General features: G+C 64.1%; 23 protein-coding genes. 6 read left to right on the top strand and 17 right to left on the bottom strand.

Translation table 11 applies throughout. The annotated features are described in order from the left end of the window. Positions 1-5: 5 nt before the first annotated feature. The 6 genes from XH93_RS02735 to XH93_RS02710 all read right to left on the bottom strand — a co-directional run bounded on the left by XH93_RS02735 (position 6) and on the right by XH93_RS02710 (position 5,329). On the bottom strand, positions 6-869 hold the full coding sequence (locus tag XH93_RS02735) for an urease accessory protein UreD (protein ID WP_246799469.1): 864 nt from the start codon (positions 867-869) through the stop codon (positions 6-8). Between the two features lie 127 nt (positions 870-996). Then, complete coding sequence (locus XH93_RS02730) at positions 997-2,274, bottom strand: beta-propeller fold lactonase family protein (RefSeq protein ID WP_194472297.1); 1,278 nt, start codon at positions 2,272-2,274, stop codon at positions 997-999. 56 nt (positions 2,275-2,330) lie between these two features. Continuing rightward, entirely contained in the window at positions 2,331-2,912 is a 582-nt protein-coding gene (locus tag XH93_RS02725; protein ID WP_194472296.1) for a cytochrome P460 family protein, read from the bottom strand. Between the two features lie 17 nt (positions 2,913-2,929). Further along, positions 2,930-3,544 carry a cytochrome P460 family protein gene (locus XH93_RS02720; RefSeq protein ID WP_194472295.1) on the bottom strand — a complete coding sequence of 205 codons (615 nt, stop codon included), beginning with the start codon at positions 3,542-3,544 and terminating at the stop codon, positions 2,930-2,932. Between the two features lie 179 nt (positions 3,545-3,723). Beyond that, on the bottom strand, positions 3,724-5,130 hold the full coding sequence (locus XH93_RS02715) for an amidase (protein WP_194472294.1): 1,407 nt from the start codon (positions 5,128-5,130) through the stop codon (positions 3,724-3,726). 13 nt (positions 5,131-5,143) lie between these two features. Continuing rightward, on the bottom strand, positions 5,144-5,329 hold the full coding sequence (locus XH93_RS02710) for a hypothetical protein (RefSeq protein ID WP_139479840.1): 186 nt from the start codon (positions 5,327-5,329) through the stop codon (positions 5,144-5,146). A 236-nt stretch (positions 5,330-5,565) separates the two neighbouring features. On the opposite strand from XH93_RS02710, the gene XH93_RS02705 reads away from it, so the two are divergent. From XH93_RS02705 to XH93_RS42655, 4 genes are all read left to right on the top strand, one after another. Then, complete coding sequence (locus XH93_RS02705; RefSeq protein WP_194474965.1) at positions 5,566-6,183, top strand: sulfite oxidase-like oxidoreductase; 618 nt, start codon at positions 5,566-5,568, stop codon at positions 6,181-6,183. Further along, positions 6,170-6,931, top strand: a complete 762-nt coding sequence (locus tag XH93_RS02700; RefSeq protein WP_194472293.1) for a ferredoxin reductase — start codon at positions 6,170-6,172, stop codon at positions 6,929-6,931. The genes XH93_RS02705 and XH93_RS02700 overlap by 14 nt, the downstream gene beginning before the upstream one ends. A gap of 4 nt (positions 6,932-6,935) precedes the next feature. Further along, a complete protein-coding gene (locus XH93_RS02695; protein ID WP_194472292.1) occupies positions 6,936-7,202 on the top strand; it encodes a DUF6510 family protein in 267 nt (88 codons plus the stop codon). A 111-nt stretch (positions 7,203-7,313) separates the two neighbouring features. Next, positions 7,314-7,436, top strand: a complete 123-nt coding sequence (locus XH93_RS42655; RefSeq protein WP_256436574.1) for a hypothetical protein — start codon at positions 7,314-7,316, stop codon at positions 7,434-7,436. A gap of 33 nt (positions 7,437-7,469) precedes the next feature. Here XH93_RS42655 and XH93_RS02690 read toward each other — a convergent pair whose 3' ends face one another. The 10 genes from XH93_RS02690 to XH93_RS02645 form a co-directional block, all read right to left on the bottom strand. Beyond that, positions 7,470-8,468 (bottom strand): formate dehydrogenase subunit gamma, encoded by a 999-nt coding sequence (locus tag XH93_RS02690; protein WP_194472291.1) that lies wholly within the window; start codon positions 8,466-8,468, stop codon positions 7,470-7,472. A 41-nt stretch (positions 8,469-8,509) separates the two neighbouring features. Next, entirely contained in the window at positions 8,510-9,106 is a 597-nt protein-coding gene (gene fdh3B, locus XH93_RS02685; RefSeq protein WP_139479844.1) for a formate dehydrogenase FDH3 subunit beta, read from the bottom strand. A gap of 12 nt (positions 9,107-9,118) precedes the next feature. Beyond that, entirely contained in the window at positions 9,119-12,067 is a 2,949-nt protein-coding gene (locus tag XH93_RS02680; protein ID WP_194472290.1) for a formate dehydrogenase subunit alpha, read from the bottom strand. A 12-nt stretch (positions 12,068-12,079) separates the two neighbouring features. Beyond that, positions 12,080-12,289, bottom strand: a complete 210-nt coding sequence (locus tag XH93_RS02675) for a twin-arginine translocation signal domain-containing protein (RefSeq protein WP_139479846.1) — start codon at positions 12,287-12,289, stop codon at positions 12,080-12,082. Between the two features lie 28 nt (positions 12,290-12,317). Beyond that, positions 12,318-13,097 carry a molecular chaperone TorD family protein gene (locus XH93_RS02670; protein WP_139479847.1) on the bottom strand — a complete coding sequence of 260 codons (780 nt, stop codon included), beginning with the start codon at positions 13,095-13,097 and terminating at the stop codon, positions 12,318-12,320. 119 nt (positions 13,098-13,216) lie between these two features. Next, positions 13,217-13,858, bottom strand: coding sequence for a DUF3306 domain-containing protein (locus XH93_RS02665; RefSeq protein ID WP_194472289.1), 642 nt, complete (start codon positions 13,856-13,858; stop codon positions 13,217-13,219). Further along, on the bottom strand, positions 13,855-14,367 hold the full coding sequence (locus tag XH93_RS02660; RefSeq protein WP_139861601.1) for a DUF3305 domain-containing protein: 513 nt from the start codon (positions 14,365-14,367) through the stop codon (positions 13,855-13,857). The genes XH93_RS02665 and XH93_RS02660 overlap by 4 nt, the downstream gene beginning before the upstream one ends. After that, entirely contained in the window at positions 14,364-15,371 is a 1,008-nt protein-coding gene (locus XH93_RS02655; RefSeq protein WP_194472288.1) for a DUF6352 family protein, read from the bottom strand. The genes XH93_RS02660 and XH93_RS02655 overlap by 4 nt, the downstream gene beginning before the upstream one ends. Then, a complete protein-coding gene (locus XH93_RS02650; RefSeq protein ID WP_194472287.1) occupies positions 15,368-15,907 on the bottom strand; it encodes a DUF6505 family protein in 540 nt (179 codons plus the stop codon). Before XH93_RS02650 ends, XH93_RS02655 begins: the two co-directional genes overlap by 4 nt. Further along, positions 15,904-16,590, bottom strand: coding sequence for a biotin/lipoate--protein ligase family protein (locus XH93_RS02645; RefSeq protein WP_246799468.1), 687 nt, complete (start codon positions 16,588-16,590; stop codon positions 15,904-15,906). Before XH93_RS02645 ends, XH93_RS02650 begins: the two co-directional genes overlap by 4 nt. 229 nt (positions 16,591-16,819) lie before the next feature. Between XH93_RS02645 and XH93_RS02640 the strand changes: the two genes are divergently transcribed. Both XH93_RS02640 and XH93_RS02635 read left to right on the top strand, forming a co-directional pair. Next, positions 16,820-18,790, top strand: coding sequence for a 4Fe-4S binding protein (locus tag XH93_RS02640; protein ID WP_194474964.1), 1,971 nt, complete (start codon positions 16,820-16,822; stop codon positions 18,788-18,790). A 45-nt stretch (positions 18,791-18,835) separates the two neighbouring features. Further along, positions 18,836-19,141 (top strand): hypothetical protein, encoded by a 306-nt coding sequence (locus tag XH93_RS02635; RefSeq protein ID WP_229173026.1) that lies wholly within the window; start codon positions 18,836-18,838, stop codon positions 19,139-19,141. A gap of 151 nt (positions 19,142-19,292) precedes the next feature. On the opposite strand, the gene XH93_RS02630 is transcribed toward XH93_RS02635, so the two are convergent. Beyond that, positions 19,293-20,579, bottom strand: a complete 1,287-nt coding sequence (locus XH93_RS02630) for a c-type cytochrome (protein WP_194474963.1) — start codon at positions 20,577-20,579, stop codon at positions 19,293-19,295. Between the last annotated feature and the right edge of the window lie 331 nt (positions 20,580-20,910).

Here is a 20,910-nt window from a genome sequence, read left to right as displayed (position 1 = left end):
GCGCACTAGCACGACCACATCTTTGGAACCCGAAAGGGGCCGGTGCCGAGTTCGCGGCTGAATTGATCGAGCAGGCGGCGCAGCTCGCGCTTCAGGTCGGCGCCGGCGATTGCGGCCAGGCGCACGATGATGATCGCGCCGACAATGGTGGCGGCACATTTGCAGTCGAGCGAGCTCGCGATCTCGCGCAAGACGTCGAGTCGCCTGGCCAGACCCGGCCCGAAATAGATCAGGGTGCCGACGGCTCTCCAGCTCGAGAGCAGCGCGTCCCTGTGCAAATGCGCGAACGTGTCGTCGGATATGAGCAAGGCATCCGCCCAGACCAGACGGCCGTCGAGCCTGACGCGCCAGCTATCGAGAACGTAGCCGCCTCGGACTTCCTCGCCGCTGTCGATGCGGCCGAGAACCAGCCACTCGAGGGCGATCACCTCCGCACCGGAGCGAAGATCGAGCTCGGTGCGCCGTTCGATACGCGCCCGATCGAAGATGATCGTCTCCTGCGGAAGCCACGCCAGCCTGGCAGTCTCGTGAGCTGCCAGCCGGGTCGTGATTTGCGCCGGGCGATCGAGGGCCCGGTAGACCTTCTCCGCGGCCTGCGTCGTGACGGCGACGGACGCCGCGCCCCGGGCGACCACCTCGACATCCAGCCGGTCGCCGCCGGCGATCCCGCCCGAGCAGTTGATGACCACCGTTTCCAAGGATCGTCGGCCGTCGACGCCAGGAAACGCCAGCGCGATCGGAAATTTCTGATAGGTGTCGACAATCCTCGTACCGCTCGCATTGCCCGCAAACACGACACGACCGGCGCCGACCGCGCGCTCAAGATCAATATCGCGAGCACTAGCCTGTCCCGTGCTGCTTCCGGGCAACTCTCGTGGCTCTCCGTGAGCGAGCTCGTACATTGAACGACTGAATCAAACCGGGGTTGCAGTTGCGGTGCGCACGCATGAGGTTGGGCGCTTCCTTAGGAGACGCCCAACGTCGTTTCGAGGCCGATCAGAAGCCGGCAAGTCCCTGCGGGCTGTTGTAGGGAATCGTGACGCGGGTGACCTCCATCAGCGAACCGTCGGGCTGGGTGGCATAACCCAACAGCTTCGAGGCGTTGCCGTAGATCTGATAGAGGAACGCGCCGTCGGTCGAGATCCAGCTGTCGCTCGGGCCGCTGGTCACCGTTCCGTTCAGCCCGCGCGCCGTGCCGTCTCCCGGAACCTTCGGGCATGCCGGATCGCGCGCGATTTCCAGGCCACCGCCATTGATGTGATAGCTGCAGATATTGCTGTAGCCGAAGTTGGTCGCATACACCGTCCGGTCATCGGGGGAGATCGCCAGCCAGCACAGCTCGGTCGGCACGCCCGCGCTGGTGTCGATCTTCACGAGATCGCCGATGTTGAGCGTTCCGTCTTTCCCGATGGTGCAGACCGAGCAGCCGTCACCAACGGCGTATCCGATGATGAACGTATCCGGCCGCTTGTTCAGGAAGGCGAGATAAAAGGGAGAGCCGCCTTTCGCGTCATAGAACCTGGCGGTACCGAGCGAGCCATCCTTGTGCAGCGGAAACGCGGCGAGGCCGTCGGGATCCGGCGCGTTCGACGCGATCGAGTGCATCGCGCCGCCGGCGCGCTGGACCCAGAGCATCGGTGAGCCATCCGGATAGAAGCCGGTGTGCGCGATCGGCTCGTCGAACGTGGTGCCGACGAGAACGAGCTCCTCGTTGGGCGCGACCACGACCATGGTGGAGACGCGATTCCGCTTGCTGTAGGTATTGACGGTGTGACGGTCCGGCCGCAGCTTGAGCTTGCCCTCGGCATCGACCGTCATCATCCGGAGATGATCGGGGCCGAACGAGTGCAGCACGAACAGCGTTCGTGAGGACGGCGCAAAAGCAAGCGATTTGGCGGTGCCGCTCTTGCCCTCCACAGGATTGCCGGTGGACTGCACGTCCAGCAATGTCAGCCGGCCGTCCTCGCTGACCCGGAAGCTCGAGACGGAGTTGTCGCCACCATTGGTCGTGAACAGGAAGCGTCGGTCCGACGAGAGAATGATGCTTGCCGCGCCCTCGAAGGCATTGGGTGCACTTTCCTGGCCGCTGATCGGCTTGTAGACGCCCGAGCCTGCGCCGCCGGTGGCGATGCGCTCGAGCTCGACAAGCGAGCCATCCGCTCTCCGTTCATAGCGGACGATGGTATTCTTGACCTCGTTGGTCTGCATGTAGAGGTGTCCGGGCTTGCCCTTCGCCATGGGCCTGTCCTTCATCGTCATTGACTCTGTGGCCATCTCATTACTCCTTTGCCTGATTATGGTTGGTAGACTCGCAACGCTCAGCAACGCCGTCAGCGTTTCAATGACGGATATCCATCGAGATAGACCCAGTCAGATGCTCGCGCGGGCACGTGGCATGTTCGACATTCGGCCTTGTAGTTGATCGTGGTTGTCTTCGAGGGATCCGCTGCGTTGAACCACGACCATCCCCAGCCGTCGCCCCACAGCGCATTGCCCGGATATCGGTTGGTGGCGTCCTTCACCATGACGAACCAGCCTTTCAATGCGTCGGCGTGGCTGACGGTGCCGGTCGTCAATTCACCGGTCGCGGTCTTGAACACTTCCTTGACGAGCACCGCACCATCCGGAAAGCGCTGGTCCTTCTGAAAGGCATCGATCGTTCCCGGCGACGCATAGACGACGTGAATCTCCTTGGAGCCTCGGCCGTCGTCGGCCGCGATCGCCCAGCTCCCGAGGAGCTGATAGGTCCGTCGATAATCATCGGGCACATGCAGGCGTCCCTCGGAGTCCACAGCCGTCCCGCCGCCCGCAACGGCGGCCTGCGCGCCCGCTTCCGTCGCTTCGTGCTCGGCCAACGCTGCGACTGCAGCGAACATCACGAGACCGACGGCTGCGCCCTGGATGATACGCATGTAGCCAGCTCCGCCGATCACCGCGCATCCTTGTTATCCAGCAGCGGATAGAACTGGGTCCACACCTCGTCCTTCTTGGCATTCGCGATATGGCAATAGGCGCACTCGTCCTTCGCCTTGACCTTGGCCATCGCCGCCTTGGGCTCATGGTGATTGAAGTTGAAGTATCCCCAGCCGTTGGTGTCGGCGAAGCGCTTGGAGTCCTTCACGGTGACGTCCGCGCCGTTCCATTTGCCGGGGAAATACCCCCGCCCCGACGCCTCGGTCCGCGAACCGTCCGGGTTCTCCTGCGTCAGCGTGAGCTGAAGCTCCTTGAAGAAGATCGTCCCTTCGGGAAACTCACCGGTCTTCTTGTAGATCTCGTAGGCGCCCGGCTCGATGTACACGTTGTGAAATTCGGGGAAGCCGGCCTGGCCGCCGTTGAGGGCATTCGGCGTCAAGGGAGACCCGACGTAAACCCATTCGTGGAAATTCTTCGGCAGGAGCAGCTGTCCGTCGGCGGCGTATTCCGGCAGGTAACGCGCCCTCGCCTGCGTCTGCGCATTCCCATCCTTGAGCGAACCAAAGAACAGGATCGTTGCAACAGCACTGCCTGCAATCACGGCTGCTGCCGCCTGGGTTCCCATACGCATCGCCTTTCTCCTGCTGTTTCGGCCGCACGCCACAACGTCAGCGACCGATGCATTCTCGTTCGACTTGGACGGTGCTTAGATAGCGAGCTGATGCAGGCCACGCGCGTCGGCGATTGCTTTGGCTTGTTCAATCTTGACGCATTCGGATGTTTGCAATCGAGGCCGCGGCTTTGCCGCATTCAGCCGATCAGCCCGCGAAGCGACGGCCGCTTCAGGTGATAGTCCGTGTCGTTCTCGAACGCGTGACCGACGCGAAGAACCATCGACTCGTCGAACGGCTTGCCGACAATCTGAAGGCCGATCGGAAGGCCATCCGGCGCGAACCCGCACGGAATCGAGGCCGCAGGAAGCCCTGCCATGTTGAATGGCGCGCAGAATCTGGCCGAGACCTCGAATACGGTTTCGTGGCGCGAGCCGATCTTGCTCATGGTTTCGCCGACCTTCATCGCGGTATTCGGCAGCGTCGGCGTGATGATCACATCGATAGCCTGCATGGTTTCCCGCAGTGCCGACGTCCAGGCGAAGCGCACGCGCTGCGCGTTGATGTAGGTCGTGGCGAGCGTCAGCTCGCCCGCCTCGAGCAGCATCCGGACGTCTTCGCCATATAGGTCGGCTTTGCCACGCAGGCTCTGCTGATGATAGACGGCCGCCTCGGCCAGCGCGATCGGCAGCCATGCGTCGACAATCCCGTCAATACCCGGAACGGCGATCGGAACGATGATAGCGCCGAGCTTCTCCAGCCGCTTCACCGCGGTATTCAGTGCGTTGGCCACCGCGGGCTGGATGTCGTCAAAGAAATAGTTGGTGGGCAGTCCGATGCGGACACCTCTGACATCGCCGTCGAGCGCTTTCGTGTAGTCGGGTACCGGCACGTCTTTCGTGCTCGGGTCGTGTGGGTCGACGCCGCTCATGATCTCGAGCAGGATTGCGAGGTCACGAACGCATTTCCCCATCGGCGCCGGATGGTCGAGTGACCAGCTGACGACCGTGATACCGCGCTTGCTGACGCGTCCGTAAGTCGGCTTGATGCCCGCGATTCCGTTGGCCGCCGCCGGCGTACGGATCGAACCGCCGCTGTCGCTGCCTATTCCGGCCAGGCACATTCCGGCCGCGACTGCCGCCGCGGCACCGCCGGTCGATCCCGAGGGAATGTGATCGATGCTCCAGGCGTTGCGCGTCGGTGGAGAGTCGAAGCCGAAGGCGAATTCGTAGGTCGTGGTGGTGCCCAGGATGACCGCGCCGGCCTCCCTGAGCTTTTCGACCACCGCAGCATCGGCATCCGCTGCGTAATCGTCCCGCACCTTCGAGCCGGACCGCGTTCGCACGCCCCTGACATCGTACAGTTCCTTGATGGCGACCGGGACACCGTGCAGCGGTCCGCGATATTGTCCGCTCCTGATCTCGGCGTCCGCCTGCCTGGCGGCCGCGCGCGCTTCGTCCGACAGTACCTCGACATAGGCCTTGAGCTGCGGATCGATCAGCAGGATGCGTTCCAGCATGTGTTCGGTCAGATCGATCGGCGAGAGCGACCCCGAGAGTATCGCCTTCGCCGCGCCTGCCACGTCCAGGGTGAGAAGATCGCCCATCTGCACCCCCGCTTTACCGCGCATCGAACACGAGCGCCGGCGGCGACTCCACCGGCAGCAGCTCGGCTCGCCGCATCACCCCGCTCCGCATCGCGACCAACAGCGCCGCCACCTTGGCCTTGTTGGCGTCTTTCACGGAAAGGCCCGCCATCGCGGAGAGGTCGGCGAGCCCCGCGGGATCAATCGCCTTGCTAATCATTCCGTCTCCCCGGCAGCCGCCCCCGAACGCGCGTCCGGATTAACAAGGTCATGCTGGGAAAACTTCAGATAGTGGATCAATTCGCACCCTGCGCGTTCGCGATTGCTTTGTCTTTCGCAGTCTTGACGTATTCGGCGTCAGCCCCATCGACAATTCATCGGCCGGGTCGCATGTCAGGCAAGACAGTGCCCGCCAAACTGTCACGCAAGGCCGCACGCGAACAAAGGCACCAATCTATGGCTGAAGTCCCCGTTTCTCGCGGCTTCAAATCGAAGCGACAAACTTCCGAGCAGGGCCGCCTGCCCCCCGGACAATATCGCACGACCGATTTTCCGATTCTGTCGGCAGGACCTACGCCGGACATCCGGGTTGCCGACTGGAAGCTCGCGCTTCAGCTTGGCGGATCGTTGGTGCGGGCGTGGACGTGGGACGAATTCGAGGCGCTGCCGCAAACCACGCTCAACACCGACATTCATTGCGTCACCAAATGGACCAAGCTGGATACGACCTGGCAGGGCGTCTCGTTCGACGATCTCCTGAAATCGGCCGGGCTTGAAAAGCCGCCGCAGGCCTTTGTGATGGCGCATTGCTACGGCGGCTACACGACGAACGTTCCCGTCGAGGATTTGATCGCGGGCAAGGCCATGATCGCGACCCGTTTCGACGGTGTGCCGCTCGCCCCCGCCCATGGCGGACCGGCCCGCCTGCTGGTGCCGCATCTTTACTTCTGGAAGAGCGCGAAGTGGCTGCGCAGGATTCGCTTCATGCCGGAAGACGAACCCGGCTTCTGGGAGGCGCGCGGATATCACATCTATGGTGATCCCTGGAGGGAGCAGCGATATGACGGCGACTGAAGCGCCTCCCGCGCCGAACAAGATCGCGTGGCAGGTCGCCCAGGTCGAAGCCGTCGTGACGGAAACGAGCCGGGTGAAGAGTCTTGTCTTGCAGCCGGCGCATTGGGCCGGCCACCGACCCGGCCAACATGTCGACATACGATTGACCGCGGATGACGGCTACCAGGCCGAGCGCAGCTACTCCATTGCCTCCGCCCCGGAAGACAAGCTACTGACCTTGACGGTGGAGCGGGTCGACGACGGTGAGGTTTCCCCGTATCTGCTTGACGAACTGCGCGCTGGCGATCGGCTCGAGTTTCGCGGCCCCATCGGCGGCCATTTTGTCTGGACATGGAGCCTTGGCGGTCCGATCTGCCTGATCGCGGGCGGGACCGGCATCACGCCGCTGATGGCCATGCTGCGCCATCGCGAACGGTCCCCGGGCGGCATCCCGGCATTGCTGATCTATTCAGCGAGGAGCCTGGCAGACGTCGTCTACCGGGAGGAGCTCGATGCGACTGCCCGTCGCGACAATGACTTCCGGCTGGTTTATGCGCTGACGCGCGAGCAACCCGACGATTGGCCGGGCCATCGGGGGCGGATCGACAAGACCCTGCTTGCCGACCACTGCTTTCCGCCGGCCCAGAATCCGATGTTCTACATCTGTGGTCCCACGGCCTTCGTCGAGAACGTTTCCAGTCTCCTCGTCGAGCTCGACTTCAATCCTCTCAGCATCAAGACCGAACGCTTCGGACCATCAGGAGGGTGACACCATGGCCAGCAACGTCGCCGACCTCATGCTCGACGGTGATCCCGCCACGCAGCTTCTCCAGGATATCTTCACCTTCGACATCACGCTGGCCAGGATCCGGTGCGGGGAATGCGGCTCCGCATTCGGCCTCGGCGCGCTGGCGCTGGTGGGAGATTCGCAGGAGGCCCGCGTGAGATGCTCCAACTGCGAAAGCGACCTGATCCGGGCGTCGCGAACCCGGGAGGGATTGCTGCTTGAATTGAGCGGCACTCGACACTTGCACTTTTGAAGACAGATCGCGCGAGACAATCGGCAACTGTCGAAGGCGGGCCTGCGCTGAATTTGTTGTCCGCAGGTCGCTCCCTCATATAGACTACGCGCCATCTCTGGGAGCGAGGCCATGAAAGCGTTCTTACTCGCCTGTACAGCCGCGATCGTGATCGCGGCGGCCGGCTTTGTCGTCCTTAATCAGGTCCAGGATTCGGCCCAGCAAGCGTTCGCGACGACCGGCGTGCGGCTCTGATCAAGCGCCCGCACGCGATGGGTCGCGCGGGTCCTATTCCGCCGCGGTAGCGGAGGGCTGCGGCCGCGCACCGTCGGTGCGCGCATTCTCCTCATCCAGCCACAGGCTGTGGTGCTCCCGGGCCCAGTTGACATCGACGGTGCCGCTCCCCATCGCTTCGAAGGCCCCTTCCATGCCGATCGTGCCGATATAGATGTGCGCCAGCATGACCCCCACGAAAAGCACCGCGACGATGGCGTGGACCATCTGCGCAATCTGCATCCCCTCGATACCGGACAGATAGAAAGGAAACATCAGCTCATATCCGGTGGCCGAGACCAACAGACCGCCGACGACCACGATCCAGTACACCGCCTTCTGGCCGGCGTTAAAGCGATAGGCCGGCGGGTGATCGTGGCCCACGATCCCTCCGCCGCGCTTCAGCCAATCGACATCCACCCGGTTCGGGATGTTGCCGGCGATCCACATCACGAAGATCAGCAGCACGCCGATGGTGAACGGGAAGCTCAGATAGTTGTGGGCATACTTCGCCCACTGCGACCATGCGGAAAACGCCTCGTGGCCGATCAGCGGCAGCAGCAGCGGCCGGCCGAACGTGACGTTCAATCCGGAGATCGCCAGCACGATGAAGCAGGTCGCGGTCATCCAATGCACGAAGCGCTCGTATGACGTAAAGCGCACGATGGTCCGGCCGGAACGACCACTCTGCAGCCGCACCATGCCGCGGCTGAGATAGAAGATGATCAACAGCGCGAGCATGCCGACGATGGCAATGCCGCCAATCCAGCGCAGCGTCACATTGCGGAACTCGCGCCATTCACGGCCGGCCGGCTGTTCCAGCACACCGGAGCGCTGATCGGGAATGCTGACGCGTCCCTGGATCCGGTTCAGCTCCTGCAGCAGCTGCTGCTCCTTCACGGCGCTCGCGGTCGGATTGACCTGCTGGGCCATCGACGGCGCGGCCGCCGTGACCAGCAACAGAAGCGCGCTTGCGCCGATCGCAAGGCGGACGAATCGTGCCAAACGCGTCATAAGGTCCTCCCGATCTTGAGCGGCGGCAGACGATGTCATCGTCAGGACTCGATCGTCTCGCGATAGGCGGTCTTCCAGCCCCAGGCGCCGGAGCCGTAGCCGCGCTTCATCACGCGCTCCTTGTAAATCTTGGCGATGACCTCACCGTCGCCCGCCAGCAGCGACTTGGTCGAGCACATCTCGGCGCAGAGCGGCAGCTTGCCCTCGGCGAGACGGTTCGCGCCGTATTTCTCGTATTCCTCCTTGCTGCCGTCGGCCTCGGGGCCGCCGGCGCAGAACGTGCACTTGTCCATCTTGCCGCGCGAGCCGAAATTTCCGACCTTCGGATATTGCGGCGCGCCGAACGGACAGGCGTAGAAGCAGTAGCCGCAGCCGATGCACAGATCCTTGGAGTGAAGCACGACGCCGTCGGCGGTGGTGTAGAAGCAGTTCACGGGGCAGACCGCCGAGCAGGGCGCGTCGGTACAGTGCATGCACGCCATCGAGATCGAGCGCTCGCCCGGCTTGCCGTCCTCAATGGTGACGACGCGGCGCCGGTTGATGCCCCACGGCACCTCGTGCTCGTTCTTGCAGGCGGTGACGCAGGCATTGCACTCGATGCAACGGTCGGCGTCGCAGAGGAATTTCATACGTGCCATGGTCGTTGCTCCCTATGCTGCCGCAATCTGGCAGAGCGTGACTTTCGGCTCCTGCATGCCGGTCGCGGGGTCATATCCGTAGGTGGTGATCGTGTTGGCGCTTTCGCCGAGCACGATCGGATCGGTGCCCTTCGGATAGTTGCCGCGCAGGTCCTTGCCGCCGAGCCAGCCGCCGAAATGGAAGGGCATCCAGGCGACGCCCTTGCCGACGCGCTCGGTCACCAGCGCCTTCATCCTGGCGCGCGAATTGTTTTCGGCGCCGGTGACCCAGACCCAGCCGCCGTCCTTGATGCCACGGTCGGCGGCATCGGCCGGGCTGATCTCGATGAACATGTCCTGCTGGAGCTCGGCGAGCCACGGATTGGTGCGCGTCTCCTCGCCGCCGCCCTCGTACTCGACGAGCCGTCCCGACGACAGGATGAGCGGGAATTGCTTGGCGATCCCCTTCTCCACCGCCGCCTTCTGAACGGAGAAGCCGATGTTGGGCACCCGGAACTGCTTGGCGTCGGGCAGCGTCGGATATTTCGCGACGAGATCGACGCGCGGCGTGTAGATCGGCTCGCGATGCACCGGAATCGGATCCGGCAGGCCGAACGCGTTCATGCGTGCCTTGCCGTTGCCGTAGGGCACGCAGCCGTGCATCAGCGCGACGCGCTGGATGCCGCCGGACAGGTCGAGCGACCATGACACCGCATCTGGAGTGGCGGGGTTGACCTTGTTGATGGTCGCCATTTCGGTCTCGGTAAGGTCCTTGTCCCAGCCGAGCTTCTTCAGGCTCGCCAGCGTGAATTCCGGATAGCCGTCCTTGATCTCCGAATCCTTGGAATAGGATCCGTCCGCCAGCAGGCTCACTTTCCGCGTCGTGCCGTCGGGAAGCTTCTCCTCGCGCTCGATCCCGAAGCGCGGCCGGAACGTGCCGCCGCCATCCATCACGGCCAGATTGGTGTTGTAGAGGAGCGGCGTGCCTGGATGCCTGACTTCCGGCGAGCCCCAGCACGGCCAGGGCAGGCCGTAATAGTCGCCGCCGATCTCGGGATCGTCCTTGGGCGCCCGCATCGTCAGGAAGTCGAACTTGGCCTGGTTCTTCATGTGCGCCTTGAGCCGCTCGGGCGACTGGCCGCAGTAACCCGTCGACCAGCTGCCGCGGTTCATTTCGCGCAGGGTATCCTCGGCCTCCGGAAGGCTGTTCTCGACCTTGATGTTCTTGAACATCCTGTCCGCGAAGCCGAGCCGCTTCGCCAGCAGGTAAATGACCTCGAGGTCATCCTTCGATTCGAACACCGGCTTGACGATCTGCTCGCCCCATTGCAGCGAACGGTTCGAGGCGACGCGCGAGCCCTTGCATTCGAACTGCGTGGCGATCGGCAGGAGATAGAGGTTGTCGCGGCGTCCCGCCTCCACGGCGAGCGAAGCCCAGGTGGTCGGATGAGGATCGGCGACCACCAGCAGCTCGAGCGCCTTCAGGCCATTGAGCGACTCGGGAACGCGCGTGATGCTGTTGCTGGCGTGTCCCTGCACGATGACCGCCCGCACATTGTCCTTCTGCGCGACCTGGTCCTTTGGCAGCGTCGCCGCCTCGAACCAGCGGGTGAGCGGGATGCCGGGCGCTTCCATGACCTGCTTGGAGTCGAAGCGCGACTTCAGGAAGTCGTAGTCGACCTCCCAGACCCGCGACCAATGCTTCCAGGCGCCTTCGGCGAGGCCGTAATAGAAGGGCAGCGTGACGATATCGAGCCCGACGTCGGTCGCGCCCTGCACGTTGTCATGGCCACGGAAGATGTTGGCGCCCATGCCCGGCCCGCCGACATTTCCGGTCAACAGGAGCAGGATGCAGCTCGCCCGCACATTGGCGGTGCCGACGGTCTTCTGGGTCTGGCCCATGGCCCAGATCAGCGTCGACGGCCTCTCCGTGGCAAACATCTTGGCAACGCGCTTGAGCTGTTCGCCGGGAACGCCGCTGACCCGCTCGACCTCCTCCGGATTCCACTTCTCGACTTCCTTCCGGAGATCGTCGAACCCATAGACGCGCTGCCTGATGAACTCCTTGTCTTCCCATCCGTTCTGGAGGATGTGCCACATCATGCCGTAGAGCACCGGGATATCGGTGCCCGGCCGCATCCGCACATATTCGGTCGCATGCGCGGCGGTTCGCGTCAGGCGCGGGTCGATGACGATAAAGTTGGCCTTTTGCAGCTCCTTGCCTTCGAGCAGATGCTGGAGCGACACCGGGTGCGCCTCGGCGGGGTTGCCGCCCATGACGACCTGGGTCTTCGCGTTGCGGATGTCGTTGAAGCTGTTGGTCATCGCGCCGTAGCCCCAGGTATTGGCTACGCCGGTCACGGTCGTTGAATGGCAAATCCGCGCCTGGTGGTCGGTGTTGTTGGTGCCCCAGAATGCGCCGAGCTTGCGGAACAGATAGGCGCCTTCATTGGTCATCTTGGCCGAGCCGAGCCAATAGACCGAATCGGCACCCGACTTCTCGCGAATCTCCAGCAGCTTGTCGCCGATCTCGTTGATCGCGGTGTCCCAGGAGACGCGCGTCCACTGCCCGTTCACGAGCTTCATCGGATAACGCAGGCGGCGTTCGCTGTGCACGAGCTCGCGCACGGAGGCGCCCTTGGCGCAATGCGACCCGCGATTGATCGGGGAATCCCAGCTCGGCTCCTGGCCGATCCACACCCCGTTCAACACCTCCGCGGTGACGGTGCATCCAACCGAGCAATGCGTGCAGATGCTCTTGCGAGCGGTCGCTCCGGATGCGAGCGGACCTGCGGTTGCCGCTCTCGCCTTTTGTACGCCGCCGACCGGCAGCGTGCCCAGCGCGGCAAGCGCGCCGCCGGCAAGCCCGGACCGGCGCAGGAACGTGCGGCGGTCGAGACCGCCGCCTTGACCGGACAACTCCGCCGCGATGGACCCACGCGAAGCAGATTCGGAACGCTGTTGTGTTCTCTTGATCAGCACGGCAGCCTCCCCTCAACCCGGATAGCGATTGACGCGGTAGTACGCCTTCACATGATCGGTTTCCTTGTAACGCGCCTTGCGCTTCTCGGCCTCGTTCTCGCTGTCGGCCTGCGCAGGGGTGATCAAGGGTGTTGCCAGCGTCGCTCCCGCGCCGACTGTGCCGACGCCGACCGTGCGAAGGAAATCGCGGCGGCCGACTGTCGTTTTCTTCTCGTCCCTCATCGCTTCTCTCCCGGACCGGTGGCGCCGGTCAGTTGGCGAACGTGAAAGCCTCGGATTCTATTTCCAGAAAAACGCGTCCAAGCGTTCCGACCGCTCGGTAGAATTTGGCGCTTTCCGCCTTCTCGATGTCGGCGAACAGACGTCCCATCCAGCGCGACACGTGCTTCTCGAAGAAGGCGCGCTGCTCCTGCGGCGATGCCGCAAAGCGCGTCGCCGCAAAGCCCGCCATGATCTCGCAGAGCGTCGCCGCGTGATCCTCGGGCTCGGGATTGTTTTCTGCCCGCTCGATGCCGAGCACGGCGAGATCGTCGCGCAGCCGGGACAGCGGCCGTTCGTTGAGAAAACCGGTCAGGTAATAGGATGCGTAAGGCAGCAGCTCGCCGCGGCCGACACCGACGAACAGATTGAAATATTCGCGCTCGACCTCGGTTGCGACCGCGACCATTGCGGCCTCGGCAAGCGCGGCATGGGCGCGGCCAAGCGGCGTTGCATCGCCCTTCAATTGCGCGATTTGTTCGATCAAGGCAGCCGGCGGCGCGGACGACAGCAAGGCTGCGAGCAGCGCATATTCCTGCGCGCGAGCGGCATCGATCGGATCCACCGCATCGTCTGTCACGGCGGACTCGGCATAGAGATCGGGACGAAGCACCTTGCGCGACACCCCCGTTGCGCTTTCGACCGCAATGACGCGTTGCGCGGGCACCCGGTTCCAGTTCGACACCGAGGGCTGGGCAATACCGATCTTTCTGGCCAGCGGAGCTACACCGCCAGCGGCATCAATGGCGCGTTCAAGGCCAGGATCGCGCACGCCGACCTCCCACCCTAGGGGCCAAGCGCTTGATTGCGTTTGTGTGTCAAAGATTACGGCGCGCATGGCGACGCGGTCAATCGAGTACATAGCCTAAGGCTATCCCCTTTAGTCGCAGTCTACTGAGGCAGCGCGCCGCCGTGCGTGCGGTGCGGAAGCTGTGATTTGTCATCTGCGGATTCCGGTTGCAATGCAGCAGAAGCGGACGGCAATTCCGCGGCTGCGGGCTCGCCGGGTGATCCAATCGCCTGCGTTGAAGGTGGCGCGGGACTCGCAACCGAATGAGCCGATCGCGCACCGTCTCCGGCAATGGCTGCTTCCGGGTTCGGAAGGTTCTCGGCAGTCTGCACCAGGCCGCCGACGACACGGCGGACCAGCGCGTCGATCTGCTCGACCGAATAGTCCAGCGGACCGAAGCCGGGCATGGCGTTCGGGTCGTTGAAGTCCCAGGCGTTCTCCGCGAGCCCCACGAAATCACGGATAGCGGGATCGGCGCTCCAGGCGCGACGAAGCGCCGCACGGCTCAACGCCGGTGGAATGCCTTTGCGCAGGAAGGCGGCGATGTCGGTCGCGGCGTCGATCGATTCGATCGGGGGCAACTCCGCGAGCTCCGCCTCAGTGAGAACCGGCTCTGCCGGCGTTTGGTCGGGCAGCTCGAGCTCATGCGCGCCGGCAACGTCCGTCGGAGCCGGCTCCGCCTGGCCAACCTTCGCCTGCTGCTTGCGGCGCGACCAGCGCGCCAGGAATTGCTCGTCGCTCATTCGTGGCCGCCTTCGTGGTGACGCCGCGCAAGCGCCTCCGGATCGGCGCGACGCCGCTCGCGCTTGACGAATTCCGACGCGACGTGGTGCTCGGCGATGAACTTTTCGATCGCCTGATGCAGCACCTCCGGCATCGGCACCGCCTCGACCAGATTGGCGCCGGCCTCGGTGAATGCCTCCCCTTCCGCCGGATCTGCAGTCACGGCCGAGAGGGCATACGGCCAGCTGCCCTCGGCAGGCGTCAATACGATCCAGACACAGGGAGCGCCGGTGGCAAGATTGTCGCGATAGCGCGCGGCTTCCGAACGATAGAGGTCGACCGTCGCGCTCCCCGCATAGAACAGCGTCGTTCCCTCCTGCTCCCGGATGACGGTCCACGGCGTCAACTGCGGCGCGTCGGGCAATACGCCGGTGCCGCGCCAGACAAAATCGATCCACGGCGAGTCTGCTTTTCGGCGCTCGACCACAACGCCGACCGGAATGCGCAGCAATGGCAGGACTGGGCTCACGTTGCAGCCTCCAGGTGCTTGATCGGCAACCCCGTCAACAGGTTCTGCGGCTTCAACCGCACCAGCTGATCGGCGGTCATTGCCAGGATCAGATAGACCGGCTCGCGCGCGACGGCATCAACCACCAGCCCGGCATCGGGAAAGGTCAGCTGAAACAGCGACAGCACGCGGTTCACGACAGTCTCATCCAGCGTCTCTCCATGCCAAAGCCGATCGCCGATCCGGGTGGCATCGGCATCGAGGCCGACATACCAGGTGAGCCTGGCATTGCGCAGCGCGGTCAGCGGCGCGATGGCGACATCAACGCCGAGCAGATGCGAGATCCAGCGCCTGATGGCCTCGGCCAGCGCCGCCGCCCCCCGCCCGCCGGCGGTGAGATCGAAAGCAAAATCAAACAGGTCGCTGCGCCACCAGTAACTGTCGGCAGTCTCCTCGCTCAAGATATCGACCCCGGCGCTGGTCGTGCCTCCCAACATCGACATCAGCGACAACACGGGCGTTGGGCTTGGCCCGCCGATGACCTCCTCATCGCCGAGCAGCAGCGAATGTTCGTGCGGCACGATCCGCTGCGGCCGGAAGAACAGTTCGGCCGCGCGCAGCACAAAGGGGTCCTCGCAGCCATCGAGTGCATTCCGCAGGATCACGTGCACGAGGTGGTTCACGAACAGCGGTGGCAGGTGAACCGAGTGCGAGCGAACCGATGCGAGATAGGCGGCTTCCAACGTGGGCTCGCGCAGCAAAAGGGCGCGGAATTCCAGCACGAATTGCCAGTTCTCCCGCGCATCCGCATCGGCGATCGCGGCAACTTCTTCTGCAGTAACCGCCCGGCGCGGATCGGCCAGCAGCGCCTGGTGCAGCCGCCGCTCGGCCGCGCAAGCGTCATCCGGCGGCATCAATTCAGGGCGCACGAAATAGGCCTTGAGAAACTCGTCCGTCACCACAAGCCCGCCATTCGCATCACGATCGAGCAGATGGTGGCCGCAGGCTATCCAAAAATCCTTCATCGGTGCGGCCGCTCCTCGCTCAGCTTTGCAAGGTCGAGATCGCCGTCGGTCTCCGTGTCATCCACCACTTCCATGAAGGAGAACGCCTTGCCGTGACGCTGGCCCTCGCGCAGTTGCAGCCTGCGGAAGGACTCGCGAACCTCGCCGTCGCCCGCCGAGCGATGAACCGCAATCAGGGCGCCGACGGGATGCGTGCAGAGCGATTGCGCGAAGGCGACCTCCTCTTCGGCCGCAAGGCGCGCCGCCGCCAGATCCGGTGCGCCGAACCGTTCGACAAGCTGGCTGGCCAGGAGCTCCACCAGCGTCCGGCAATCGTCCTCGGTCGCGGGGACGATTTGCGCCAGCGTCGACCAGCCCCAGGACTGCACGCCGAGGAAACCGCTGCGGAATGCCGATCGATCCTTGCCGTCCAGCTTCGCCGGATCCCGATCGCAGAACCGGAACGCGCCCGACACCGCCCAATCGCCCGGCTCCGCCGCCACGTCGAACACGAACGTGTCGGACGGATCGAGCGCGATGGTGCGCAAAAGCTTCACAGGCGCGGTCCTCCAAGCTCGGGGTCGAACCAGGAGGACGAGGCCAACGCCTCGCTGAGAACGCGCCGATCGGCCCTGCTTGTCGCGCTCCGGCGCAGCAGAAGATCGCCATTGTCATCGATCGCCTGCATGGCCTGCCGCTCGCACGACAACCGATCGAGATATTGGCGCGCAATGCCGTCGAAGCCGTCGACCTGCCAGCCGTCGAGGGCGCGCATCAGATGCCGCGCAAAGCTTTCCGTCACCTGGATCGCGCCGGCCTCGCCGAACCCTTCCTGATCCAGCGCGGAAGCGAGCGGATGCAGACCGGCATCGCCGTCGGTCATTGCGACTGTCCGGATCATGGCGCCGAACACCAGCCAGCGCGGTGGCTCCTCCTCACTCGCGGACGAGGGCCAGCCCAGCCGGCCGCCACCGACGAGTCCGCCGTCGACACGGATCGCGTCCGGCCAGTCGATGGCGACCTCCTTGTTCGGCGGCGCATAGGCACGCAAGGCATCGGTCAGGGCGACCATCCCCGCGTAGAAGGCGCGGCGCGCGGTGCGCAAGGGCTCACCGGGTTCAAGCACGACGGCGAACTCGGCAAGGTCGAACCGTCCGACATAGGTCAGCGTACCTGCCCCACCCTGTTCGGCAATTGCCATGGCGTGGGTGAAGGCATCACGACTCTCGCGCAGCCTCACCAGCGCAAACGGCGGTGGCAATTCGATCGGCTCCGAGGCTACTGCGCGCCAAAGGTCTGACGATGTCAGTCGGACCTCCTCCTTCCTTTTCTTCTCTTGTGAGAATAGCTTAATCGGGCAAACGCGTCGACGCGAGTCCGCCGCGATCATTCTTGGGCCTCGTCAGGAGGTAAGAGCTGGCATGCCGGATCCGCGTCAGACGATCCTGATCTGCTCGTGCGAAGACACGATGCACCCGGATACGGCCGCCCTCAAGCGGACGTGCCGCGATAGCGAAGTCGCCGGGTTCCGCCAGCTCTGCCGCGCGGAGCTCGATTGTTTTCGCGATGCGGCAAAGGCTGGGGGATCGCTGATCGTCGGCTGCACGCAGGAGGCAGCGCTGTTCGCGGAGCAGGCGGAAGGACATTCCGGGAAACTGGAGTTCGTCAACCTGCGCGAGACCGCCGGCTGGTCCACCGAAGGGCGCCAGGCGACGCCAAAAATGGCAGCGCTGCTCGCAGCCGCGTCCGAGCCAGCCCCTGATTTTCCGTTTGTCGCCCTGTCGAGCGAAGGGGTGATCCTGATCTATGGCTGCAACGAGGTTGCGATCGAAGCAGGCCAACTGCTCGCCGACCATCTCGACGTAACTGTCATGATCACGCGGCCGGCGCAGATCACCCCGCCGGCGACAACCCCGTTTCCGATCGTCCAGGGCACGATCCGCAACGCCAAGGGCCATTTGGGGGCGTTCGAGCTGACGGTCGACGGCTACTCGGCGCCTCGTCCCTCCTCGCGCGGTGCGCTGGTGTTCGAAGCTCCGCGCAACGGCCTGACCTCGCGCTGCGACATCGTGCTCGATCTCTCCGGCGGAACGCCGCTGTTTCCCGCCCATGACCTGCGCGACGGCTATCTCCGCGCCGATCCGCGCGATCCGGCCGCGATGTTGCGCACGGTGCTCAAGGCGCGCGACCTCGTCGGCAGCTTCGACAAGCCCAAATACATCAATTTCACCGCGTCACTTTGCGCCCATTCGCGCTCGAAGCTGACCGGCTGTCATCGCTGCCTCGATCTCTGCCCGACCAGCGCGATCAGGCCGGCTGGCGATCACGTCGAGATCAGCGCGGAGATCTGCGCCGGCTGCGGGCAGTGCGCCGCGGCCTGCCCAACTGGCGCCGCCAGCTATGCCCTGCCGCCTTCCGACGCATTGCTGCACAGACTGCGCGCGATGCTGCTGACCTACCGCGAAGCCGGCGGTTCCAATGCCGTCGTTCTGGTGCACGATGTTCAGCATGGCAGCGCCCTGATCGATGCGCTTGCCCGTCACGGCGATGGGCTTCCGGCCAATGTGCTGCCGTTCGCCGTCAACGAAGTGACGCAGGTCGGCCTCGAAGCTGTCGTGGCGTCGTTTGCCTATGGCGCGGCAGGAATCCGTTTCCTGCTTCGCGCACGGCCGCTGCACGACATCGCCGGGCTTGCGCAAACCATCGCGATGTCCGATGCCATCGTGTCCGGTCTTGGATTTTCGGGCCGCCCGGTGGCGACGATCGAAACGGACGATCCCGATGTGCTGGGGGACGCGCTGCGGGCAATCGAACCCGCGCGATCCGTGGAGCGTCCTGCAACCTTCAAGACGGTCGGCAAGCGGCGCGACCTGCTCCGCTTCGCGCTTCACGAGCTGCACCGCGTCGCACCTGCGCCGACCGACGTGATCGCCCTACCCGAAGGCGCACCGCTCGGTGCGATCAGTGTCAATGTGGACGGGTGCACCTTGTGCCTGTCCTGCGTCTCGGTCTGTCCCACCGGGGCAGTCCGCGACGATCCCGAACGTCCGATGCTCAAATTCATCGAAGACGCCTGCGTGCAGTGCGGATTGTGCCAGAGCACCTGCCCGGAAAAGGTGATTACTCTGACGCCGCAGATCGATTTCCGGGCCGCCAGGGCTCCCGCGCGGATCATCAAGGAAGAAGAGCCGGCACTTTGTGTCCGCTGCAACAAGCCCTTCGGTGTGAAGAGCACGATCGACAAGATTGCCGCGAAGCTCGAGGGCCGGCACTGGATGTATCCGGCAGGCGAGAAGCGGCTGGAGGTGGTCAGAATGTGCGCAGACTGCCGCGTGATCACCATGAGCGAACAGCAATTCGACCCGTTCAAGGACGTGCCGGCACGCGCGCCGCCTCGCACGACGGACGACTATTTGCGCCAGCGCGACAACAAGGATTAGGGCAAGCAACTATTCACAGAGCAACGAACCTGGGGGAAGTGCGTCATGTCTCTATTCACCAAAATTGCGTCCTTCGCCGCTGTGTTGATTGTTGGCATCGCTGCGGTGATGCCCTCACCCGCTGAGGCGGCACGCCCAACCAAGGCTGAAAAGGTTGCTCTCAAACGGGCGATCGTGGCCTGCAAGGCGGAAGCGAAAGGCAAAAAGATCAGGTGGCTCTCGCGCCGGAAATACGTCAACAACTGCGTGACCGAGGCCATGAAGGACCATCCCAACATGGACGTCATGACCATGCTCAAGGAACGCCCCAACTTGACGAATCTTCCGGTCGAGCGATGGCCCGGCTTCTAGAGCATGATCCGGAAAAGTGTGAAGCGGTTTTCCCTCACGACAAACGCGAAGCGTTTGCGCGGAGATCATGCTCAAACAAAGAGCTAAAGCGCGATGATGATTCAACCTAATCTCATCGCGCTTTAGCCAGCCGAGGGACAACTAGCGTCGTCTATTGTGAGGTTGCGCGGGCGAGAAAATCGGTGAGTGCCCTGCGATCCTCCGCCGATCCTATTCGCTGCTCCGGCATTTTTGTCCCCGGCGTGTAGGCATTCGGACCGACCTCGAACAGCCTTGCGACCGTCTCTGGCGTCCAGACGATATCCATGCCCTTGAGTGCGTCGGAGAAGTGATAACCCGGCAGCGTCGCGATCCGTCGGCCATACAGGCCTGCGAGCGTCGGGCCGGCGCGTTGCGGCTCCTTCTCCGATAAGGTGTGACAGGCAATGCACGCCCGAAACACCTCGGCGCCGTGATCTCCCGCAAAGGCGGCGAGCGGGTCCCGCGTCGCGGCCTGCAACGATGCGCCGATCGGCTCGCCGGTGCGCGCGTTCCAGCGCCTGATCTTACCGTCGCCCCCGCCCGTCAGCAAAGTTGCGTTGTCGATCAGGAACGCGGCCGACCAGACCGGCGAGCCCGCATCGGCCAACGTTCGCGCGATGCTTCGCGTCTTGCGGTCGATGACGGCCACCACGCCGCGAATTGCGGCGGCGGCGATCAACGTCGCGTCGGGAGAGATCGCCAGCGCGATGATCGGCGTGACGCCGGCCTGCACCTCGCCGGTTTGCTCGCCCTCCGGCGTCAGAAAGCGGACCTTCCCATCGGCGCCGCCCGTGATGATGTCGCCGTCGGGCGCGACCGTCACCGCGTTGAGCGGCGCCGGGAGCACGACGAGTTTCGGTGTTCCGCCCGACATCGGCCAGATCCTCAATTCGCGATCGTAACCGACGCTGACCAGCGACCGTCCGTTCGGCGCGAATGCCACGCCATTGACGTTCTGTGCATGTCCTTCGAGCACCTGCGCCTTGCCGTCGGCAAGCGACCAGACGCGAACCGTGTGGTCCCACGACGCCGACGCGAGCCTTGTGCCGTCTGGCGACTCGCCAAGCGCAACGATCGGTCCGCGATGGCCCTCAAAAATCTGATCCGGCTGCGGCCGACCTGGCGTCCAGATGCCGATCCGCGCATCCGCGCCGGCGGTGGCCATTCGGCCGTCCTTCAGGAAGGCGACCGCGTTCACGGCATCGGAATGAAAGCGAAGGACCTGGTCAGCGGATTCGGTCTTGAGCGACCATCGGATGGCGGCGGTGTCGAAGCTGCCGGACAGCAGGCTGTTGCCGTCACGGGACATCGCAATTGCCCGCACGGGTCCGCCGTGACCTGCCAATTGCGCGCGCGCCGGCGTTACATGGAGCGCGAGCACGATGACGACGCCGCACAGACTTGCGCCCCAACTCATCGGCTGGCAGGCCGGCCGCGGCATGTCGCCCAAGGCCAGGCAGAACATCTCCCTCGCCCGCGTCAACGCGCGGAGCGGTCGGCCGGCTTCCATGTTGCGCCGCGTGATACGCATCGACCGCTACTCAATGCCGCAATAGGTCCGGCTTGAACGCGATATAGCCCGATCCTATGCTGTGTGACACGTCGAGGACGTCATTATGCATATACGACCTAGAACGTATCTGCATTTTCTCTCGCGGAGGCGATCACTTCGCGATTCGATCCCGCCACGGGATCGTGACGCGCCGGCTGAGGCGTCCCCGTTCCTCATTTATGTCGTCACCGTGCTG

Origin of the sequence: Bradyrhizobium sp. CCBAU 51753 (assembly GCF_015291565.1) — a bacterium.
Lineage (GTDB): Bacteria > Pseudomonadota > Alphaproteobacteria > Rhizobiales > Xanthobacteraceae > Bradyrhizobium > Bradyrhizobium ivorense.
The sequence above is the reverse complement of the archived record's forward strand: the minus strand, read 5'-3'. Positions and strand labels throughout refer to the sequence as shown.